This window comes from Hafnia paralvei (assembly GCF_020150375.1).
GTDB classification, from domain to species: Bacteria; Pseudomonadota; Gammaproteobacteria; order Enterobacterales; family Enterobacteriaceae; genus Hafnia; species Hafnia paralvei.
Map to the genome: position 1 here is coordinate 1 of NZ_CP083739.1, position 5,733 is coordinate 5,733.

Annotated in this window: 6 protein-coding genes and 1 pseudogene; 2 read left to right on the plus strand and 5 right to left on the minus strand. The window is 48.3% G+C overall.

What is annotated here, in order from left to right; translation table 11 throughout:
- Positions 1 to 1,133 precede the first annotated feature (1,133 nt).
- Positions 1,134 to 1,472, minus strand: a pseudogene (locus tag K9N75_RS22860) (relaxase/mobilization nuclease domain-containing protein); the annotation flags it as partial.
- On the minus strand, positions 1,441 to 1,767 hold the full coding sequence (locus tag K9N75_RS22705; protein ID WP_116362722.1) for a plasmid mobilization protein: 327 nt from the start codon (positions 1,765 to 1,767) through the stop codon (positions 1,441 to 1,443). The gene K9N75_RS22705 and the pseudogene K9N75_RS22860, both read right to left, overlap by 32 nt.
- Before the next feature lie 756 nt (positions 1,768 to 2,523).
- Between K9N75_RS22705 and K9N75_RS22710 the strand changes: the two genes are divergently transcribed.
- Both K9N75_RS22710 and K9N75_RS22715 read left to right on the plus strand, forming a co-directional pair.
- On the plus strand, positions 2,524 to 3,666 hold the full coding sequence (locus tag K9N75_RS22710) for a reverse transcriptase family protein (protein ID WP_224452649.1): 1,143 nt from the start codon (positions 2,524 to 2,526) through the stop codon (positions 3,664 to 3,666).
- Between the two features lie 3 nt (positions 3,667 to 3,669).
- Complete coding sequence (locus K9N75_RS22715; protein WP_224452644.1) at positions 3,670 to 3,873, plus strand: cold shock domain-containing protein; 204 nt, start codon at positions 3,670 to 3,672, stop codon at positions 3,871 to 3,873.
- Here the strand turns inward: K9N75_RS22715 and K9N75_RS22720 are convergent.
- The 3 genes from K9N75_RS22720 to K9N75_RS22730 form a co-directional block, all read right to left on the minus strand.
- Positions 3,862 to 4,752, minus strand: coding sequence for a replication initiation protein (locus K9N75_RS22720; RefSeq protein WP_224452645.1), 891 nt, complete (start codon positions 4,750 to 4,752; stop codon positions 3,862 to 3,864). The two genes, K9N75_RS22715 and K9N75_RS22720, sit on opposite strands and share 12 nt — an antisense overlap.
- 194 nt (positions 4,753 to 4,946) lie before the next feature.
- A complete protein-coding gene (nadS, locus tag K9N75_RS22725) occupies positions 4,947 to 5,231 on the minus strand; it encodes a NadS family protein (RefSeq protein ID WP_012442910.1) in 285 nt (94 codons plus the stop codon).
- A gap of 1 nt (position 5,232) precedes the next feature.
- Complete coding sequence (locus tag K9N75_RS22730; RefSeq protein WP_224452646.1) at positions 5,233 to 5,565, minus strand: type II toxin-antitoxin system RelE/ParE family toxin; 333 nt, start codon at positions 5,563 to 5,565, stop codon at positions 5,233 to 5,235.
- Positions 5,566 to 5,733: the final 168 nt, after the last annotated feature.

Genomic DNA, 5,733 nt, shown 5'->3' on the forward strand with positions numbered 1-5,733 from the left:
TGACATTGTCGCTCAAGCTCTCGACCTGACCGCGCAAGCTGTTCACCTGATTGCTCAAGTGCTGACACGCCCTGTCGCTGCGGTTCAGTGCCTGTGAGGTAGTCTCGAACATGTGCTGCAAACTGCTGTAGCTTTCCTGCCACGCCTGATGCTGTTGCTCGTAGCTGGCCTGTAAGCTCTCTAAGGCGCTCAGAAGCTGTTTTTCCATTTCGGTCATGGTTTTCTCTGTCCTGTGGGTCAACATCGTTCAGGGACGTTTCTGTGCGTTCTGACGAGGTTATTTCGCGGTGTACTTCACCACCGTGTTGCCTGCCGTTGAGGTGTAGCTCTCCACGCCGTGCGCTTTCACCGGCAGCACCACCAGATAGCCGTTCTTCTGGCTGTCGTCGCTGTAGATCGTCACCCCCGCGCCGCTTTTCGCTTTCAGGCTCGCCAACTGCTGGCTGTAGCCATCGATGTCGCTCAGGCGTGAGCTGATGATCTGCCCCTGAAGCCAGATTATACCGCTCAGGATGCCAATCAGCAGCGCGGAGCAGACCACTATCCAGATCAGCGCGGTGGTCGCCGTGGCTCTGATCATGCCCGTCAGCCTGCCGTTCTGTTCGTGGATAGCGTTGCTGATGCTCTGCGAGCTTGATTTCAAATCCTCGCTGATAGACGTTTCCAGCCTCTCGAACTCGCGCTTCACGCTCTGCTCGGTATCCTGCGCTTGCTGCTTCGATTTCTCCTCGAAGCCCTTCGCCAAATTTAAAATCTCGCTCATAAATCATTCCTTTCAGCCGGATGTTTCTGCCGCCTGACGGGTCGGCAATACTGATGCTGCTTTTGGTTTCCCGCGCCACGGTGAGACCAATGCTCTCGATCTGAGTCACCACGTCCTGCCGGCTGCGTATTGCGCCCTGTACCATCAGGTTCATCAGGCCGGCGGTCAGCTTTTCCGCTGCCTGCTGTTTGTCTCGCGGCAGGTCGCTGGCCTGCGTCAGCGGGCGGCGATAGGCGGGGTCATTGGGGTCGCGCAGTCCGAGTCGGTCGTTGGTCAGCGTCTGCCAGGCGTTTACCCTGGGACGGTCGGCGCGGTCAAAGTAGGGTTGCAGCCGTTTCCCGCTCTGTAATTCGATGTTCGGGATCACGAAGTTCAGCTCGAGGCGGCCTTTGTCCTGATGTTCAACCCACAGACAGGCGTACTGGTCTTTGTCGAGACCGGTCATCAGTGTCTGTTCCCATTCGTCCATAAGCCGCGCCTTTTCAGGTTCTGCAATGTCGGCCTCCTGAAAGGACAGCACGCCGGAGGTGTAGGCGCGGGCAAAGTCACAGCCGTCAATCAGTTCGCGGGTGCGTTCGGCGTCTCCCCGCAGCACACGGGCATCATCCCGCTGGCGATCTTTGCCCAGCAGATAATCGACGGGGCCACTGCCCGAACCGGCACCGCGTGAGTGAATTTTAATGATCACGATGCTGCTCCAGCAGTTCACCCAGATTGCGGTCAAGGCTGTTGAGCACCGCCAGCAGGGAAACCCGCTCCGTGGGGGTAAGCCCGTCAAGCTGGTTAAGGCGTCGGGCGATCTGGTTGAGGTTGTTGCCTATCCCGCTGACCTGTCGCAGCAGTTCGGGCGCAACGTCAGGAAGACGGCGCTTTCGGGCCGTGTGTTCTCCCAGACCGAGCTGACGCAGCCATTCAGCCAGATGGGTTCGGTCACACCGGTCTATCAGACGCTGATGCTCTGAGTCGGTCAGACGGATTTTGATCTCTCTCGTGCGCTTTTCCATTCTCACTCCGCTGAGAAATATTCGCACCCAAAGTGCGAAAGTTTCGCAGCGGATGCCCGGGGTTTCGGGGGGCGGCGAGCCCCCTGAACCAGTCACAGACGGCACCTCGTAGAGGGGACGCTGTGTGTACTGGCTTAAAGTATACTGTAGTATGTCAGATTCTGTGTTCGCGGCAAAAAAAAGCCCCCTGATAAAAGAGAGGGCTGTTATCTGATATAGGTTGTTTAGTGCCATGCGTTTTTTCGTGACTTCATTCTTATAAAAAACATATACTCACTCCCGATACGGGCGAACCTCGCCCAACCCTTTGCTCTTTAAAAAAAAGTTACACTGACTCAAGGAAAGCTATGCCTGAAAAGGCGATCTCTTCATGAGATCATGACCGGCATCCCCGCTAAGGGTCGGCTCATCGCGCAAAAACGCGATAACCCTCCTTAAATTTCGGCGACAGTTGTCTGGCAATGTGAGTAAAAGTCCCTAAAGCCAATTGATTTATTCCTTGTGTTCCTTACTGGTCTGGCAAAACCCATAACCCAAGAAGGAAGGCAAAAATGTTAAATTTTAACATCAACTTAAGTGTAACTAAGACCTATAACTATGCATCTGGAGACAGTCATAGTCGTAGAAAAGAAGGGATTGGCTTTATGGAAGTACTGAAAAACCTTTGTATGAAGGTCTATCCGTACTTGATTATGTGGAAAACTTTAGCTTTCATAGCTCACTTATTCTTCTAATCGACTTTTAACTCAACCTAACATGATGAAACCTCTGTTTAATGGTACTCAATTGGCCTCTCAAGACTCTCTTGCAGCAATGCTAGGGGTTACGACAGAGAGGCTCAATAAAATTGTGCTATCTATCCCTAAGTCATACAAATCGTTCAATATTGAGACAGGTAAGAACAAAAAGGTCAGAACTCTTTTTGAGCCAAAAAAAGGGTTGAAGCATATTCAAAAAAAAATAAACAAAGAAATCTTTGAAAATGTTAATTATCCAAATTATCTTCATGGCGGCTTAAAAGAAAGAGACTATGTATCAAATGCCGGAACTCATGCAGGAAAGAAAACTATAATATCTTTGGATATAGAAAACTTCTACCCTAGCATCAGCAAAAGAGACATATTAAATATATTCAAAAACATGATGAGATTCTCACCATCCATTTCAGAAACATTGACAGAACTAGTAACTTTAGATGGTAAGTTGCCTCAAGGTGCTTGCTGCTCTAGCTATATAGCAAATCTTATATTTTTCAATGATGAGCATAATATAGTAAGAAAAATAAACAATATGGGTATGAATTACACCAGGCTACTTGATGACGTTACTATTTCTTCCGATAAAAAACTATCAAAAGAAGAAGAAACAAAAGCGATAACAACAGTAGTAGGGATGATAAATAGGCACCGTTTATCTTTAAATGACGCCAAGACCGTTATAGAAAAATCAGACCACCCTAATTCAAAGTTACATGTAACAGGTTTATGGGTTAAACATAAAACACCGAAAATAAATAAAGAAAATCGCAGATACATACGATATTTAGTTTTTATCTGTGAAAAAGAATCAGCCGTTGACAGAACATCAACTGAATACCATACCCTATGGAATAAAGCATCAGGCAAGGTAGCTCAGATGAGTCGAGTTGGTCATGAACAGTCAGTTGAACTTAGAGAAAAACTAGGGAAAATCCTCCCGCTATATGATGAGTTCAAAATAAGAAAGATAGTTTTCCTAGCTAATAATTACATTAAAAACTTCAGTCTTCCTTTAAGTGAGGAACAAGTTTCAAAGGTAAATAAAATCATTTATGACGTGGGGATCGTAGGTAGATCAAACAAAAAACTATCTAACGAGCTCAGAAAAAAACTAAGATCAATTTTACCAAAGGATGCGTGAGCTATGGATCATGGTTTCGTTAATTTTTTTGACTCAGTTAAGGGATACGGATTTATCCGCAGAGAACAGGGTAGAGATGTAATGTTCAGATCTGATGATATTCCCAATGAAAATTACACAGTGGATATACCAAAAGGAACAAAAGTACAATTCAATACAGTGAAGACAGCGAAAGGATTAAAAGCTATAGATATACTATTTATCTGAACTTTTCATCCGAAAGTAAGTTCTCCGGCTAACACCCATAATTATCCAAGGCTCTCCCAATGAGGGTCTGCCACCACCTTTGCTTTTCTTTCCTCTTAGAGACTGAATTTCAGGTGCGTGTGTTTTTTTAACAAAATCGTCGAAAGAATATTCAGAGAAATTTTTTATAGTCCATTTAGCAATACTATTAGAGATCCCCTTTACTTCACTTTCATCTAAGGGAAAGGGAAATTGCAGATTGTAGGCGCTGGCACGCTCATAGCAGGCTTGCAGCCACTGTTCATACTCCGGCCACCCCTGACGGATAGCGCGATAGGCCCACTTGCGGGTTTTATCGAACAAGGTGCAGTTACGGCCTAAGCCGTAATCGGTAACTATTTCTTTGTCGTTCGCGGCGTTCAGGTCTAGCGAGTCGGCCAGCCAGTCCAGTGTGTAGAGTTCTGGCTGCCAGACGGCAATTTTCCAGTACCCGTGGTTCGGATTCTTGCAAATTAACCCCGAATACCCCACGTCAGCGTCCAATTTTTTACGTAGCGCGTTCTCTACGGCAGCAGCGTACTTCAGCGGCTTCATTTTTCCGTCAGGTGCGGTGCGTATCGAGGTTTTCAGTGCGTAAAGCAGGTGCGCGTGCCCGTTTTCGGGGTTGGTGATGGTCAGCGTAGGCGCGGGCGCATTGCGATCACTCCAGTCGATTGCTGCACCGAGGCGGTCAACGTCAAAACCGAGCCAGAACATGGCGTGAGGCTGGTTGAACTGGATGTATTTAGCCAGAATAGCGCGCTCTTTTCCCGCGATGCGTACACCAAAATGCAGATCGTCCGAAAAGTACGGCTTGTTAGGTAAGCGGTCGTTGAACAGGTCGAGGGCTGGGTTAGTCACTCACGCCAGCGCTTATGGCGGGCTGTTGTCTTGCACTCTGCATGTGCTAATATCCTTCTTAGGTTTTATGCCTAGCCCTGATTGATCATGTATCTTCCGCCAAGTTGAGCACATGATTATCGGGGCTTTGTTTTTTCTGCCGTTAAAGTTACACGCGAACGGCGGCTTCTGTCGAACCATTCCGTCATAAAGCCTTAATGTGAGGCAAGTTCCTGAAAGAATTTAGGGTTGGCCTGTATGGTCGCCAGCACCTTAGCCGCCAGTCCGGTCGGGTTACGCCTGCCAGTTTCCCAGCTCTTGATGGTGTCGAGGCTGGTGCCAAGCACCTTTGCCATTTCATCCTGCGTCACGTTCAGCTGGGCGCGGAGTGCCTTCACGTCAGCCAGTTCGTAGCGCGTGACGCGGGCAGGCGCTTTAACGCCTTTTTTGATCTCGACGGCTTCTTCCAGAGACGCTTTCAGTTCGTCAAAAAAACTCATGCTACACCTCGTCTTTCAGTAGTTTCGTCAGCTTTTTCAGGTCGGATTTTTCAGCGTCCGTCAGGCTGTCTTTGGTACTTTTCGGGTAGGCCATCACCAGATAGATAATTTCCTCGGTGGCCAGAAAGTAAATCACCCGCGCACTGCCGCTTTTACCCTGTGTGCCGGTCGCCATTCTGATTTTTCTCAGCCCGCCGGTTTGTCGGATGAGATCACCTTTGTCCGGTGATTCAATCAGCGTTTTCTGGAGCTCTTTGAGCTCGTCGTCCGTGGCGATTTGCTTTATCTGACGGGTAAACATCGGCGTTTCGATAAACTCTATCGCATGGCTCACTGTGTCATTCCCTTTGCATTATTGATGTACATTGTACACCAATATAATATTGCGTCTACGTGGGGCATCCCGCATGAGCGGTGCTAAAGCGTCGGGCCGTGATAGCGGGTGCGCTGCTTTTCCAGTTTCAGCTGGTGTTCGTGCTGTTTTACGAGCGCATTAACCGGC

Coding starts and splice junctions, on each gene's coding strand:
- K9N75_RS22705 (WP_116362722.1), bottom strand. CDS start 1,767: ATGGAAAAGCGCACGAGAGAGATCAAAATCCGTCTGACCGACTCAGAG.
- K9N75_RS22710 (WP_224452649.1), top strand. CDS start 2,524: ATGATGAAACCTCTGTTTAATGGTACTCAATTGGCCTCTCAAGACTCT.
- K9N75_RS22715 (WP_224452644.1), top strand. CDS start 3,670: ATGGATCATGGTTTCGTTAATTTTTTTGACTCAGTTAAGGGATACGGA.
- nadS (WP_012442910.1), bottom strand. CDS start 5,231: ATGAGTTTTTTTGACGAACTGAAAGCGTCTCTGGAAGAAGCCGTCGAG.